This window comes from Levilactobacillus muriae (genome assembly GCF_045862015.1).
Lineage (GTDB): Bacteria > Bacillota > Bacilli > Lactobacillales > Lactobacillaceae > Levilactobacillus > Levilactobacillus muriae.
This window is the reverse complement of sequence record NZ_BAAFRU010000041.1, coordinates 3,616-5,388: the sequence shown is the minus strand read 5'-3', so window position 1 is coordinate 5,388 and position 1,773 is coordinate 3,616. Positions and strand designations below refer to the sequence as shown.

Here is a 1,773-nt window from a genome sequence, read left to right as displayed (position 1 = left end):
CTTTGAAAACTGAACATTGTTTCGACAAACCAAATATGTGTAGGGCGGTTTGATACTTGGTATCAAACCCAAACAATATTTGCGAAGTCAATTCGCTTTTATAACAAAAAGTAACAACAATCGATGAGCTATTCAAGCATCATCTTTAAGATGAGAGTTTGATCCTGGCTCAGGACGAACGCTGGCGGCATGCCTAATACATGCAAGTCGAACGAGCTTCCGTTGAATGACGTGCTTGCACTGATTTCAACAATGAAGCGAGTGGCGAACTGGTGAGTAACACGTGGGTAACTTGCCCAGAAGCAGGGGATAACACTTGGAAACAGGTGCTAATACCGTATAACAACAGAAACCGCATGGTTTCTGTTTGAAAGATGGTTTCGGCTATCACTTCTGGATGGACCCGCGGCGTATTAGTTAGTTGGTGAGGTAAAGGCCCACCAAGACAATGATACGTAGCCGACCTGAGAGGGTAATCGGCCACATTGGGACTGAGACACGGCCCAAACTCCTACGGGAGGCAGCAGTAGGGAATCTTCCACAATGGACGAAAGTCTGATGGAGCAATGCCGCGTGAGTGAAGAAGGGTTTCGGCTCGTAAAACTCTGTTGTTAAAGAAGAACACTCTTGAGAGTAACTGTTCAGGAGTTGACGGTATTTAACCAGAAAGCCACGGCTAACTACGTGCCAGCAGCCGCGGTAATACGTAGGTGGCAAGCGTTGTCCGGATTTATTGGGCGTAAAGCGAGCGCAGGCGGTTTCTTAAGTCTGATGTGAAAGCCTTCGGCTTAACCGGAGAAGTGCATCGGAAACTGGGAGACTTGAGTGCAGAAGAGGACAGTGGAACTCCATGTGTAGCGGTGGAATGCGTAGATATATGGAAGAACACCAGTGGCGAAGGCGGCTGTCTAGTCTGTAACTGACGCTGAGGCTCGAAAGCATGGGTAGCAAACAGGATTAGATACCCTGGTAGTCCATGCCGTAAACGATGAGTGCTAGGTGTTGGAGGGTTTCCGCCCTTCAGTGCCGCAGCTAACGCATTAAGCACTCCGCCTGGGGAGTACGACCGCAAGGTTGAAACTCAAAGGAATTGACGGGGGCCCGCACAAGCGGTGGAGCATGTGGTTTAATTCGAAGCTACGCGAAGAACCTTACCAGGTCTTGACATACTATGCCAATCTTAGAGATAAGACGTTCCCTTCGGGGACATAGATACAGGTGGTGCATGGTTGTCGTCAGCTCGTGTCGTGAGATGTTGGGTTAAGTCCCGCAACGAGCGCAACCCTTATTATCAGTTGCCAGCATTAAGTTGGGCACTCTGGTGAGACTGCCGGTGACAAACCGGAGGAAGGTGGGGATGACGTCAAATCATCATGCCCCTTATGACCTGGGCTACACACGTGCTACAATGGACGGTACAACGAGTCGCGAAGTCGTGAGGCTAAGCTAATCTCTTAAAGCCGTTCTCAGTTCGGATTGTAGGCTGCAACTCGCCTACATGAAGTTGGAATCGCTAGTAATCGCGGATCAGCATGCCGCGGTGAATACGTTCCCGGGCCTTGTACACACCGCCCGTCACACCATGAGAGTTTGTAACACCCAAAGCCGGTGAGATAACCTTCGGGAGTCAGCCGTCTAAGGTGGGACAGATGATTAGGGTGAAGTCGTAACAAGGTAGCCGTAGGAGAACCTGCGGCTGGATCACCTCCTTTCTAAGGAATATACGGAGGCTACACATACTTTGTCGAAACAATGGTCAGTTTTGAGGGGTTT

At 49.7% G+C, this 1,773-nt stretch carries 1 rRNA gene; it reads left to right on the top strand.

Features of this window, described 5'->3' with window-relative positions:
• The first annotated feature begins 146 nt into the window (after nt 1-146).
• Nucleotides 147-1,712 (top strand): 16S ribosomal RNA (locus tag ACKTSF_RS14035).
• Nucleotides 1,713-1,773: the final 61 nt, after the last annotated feature.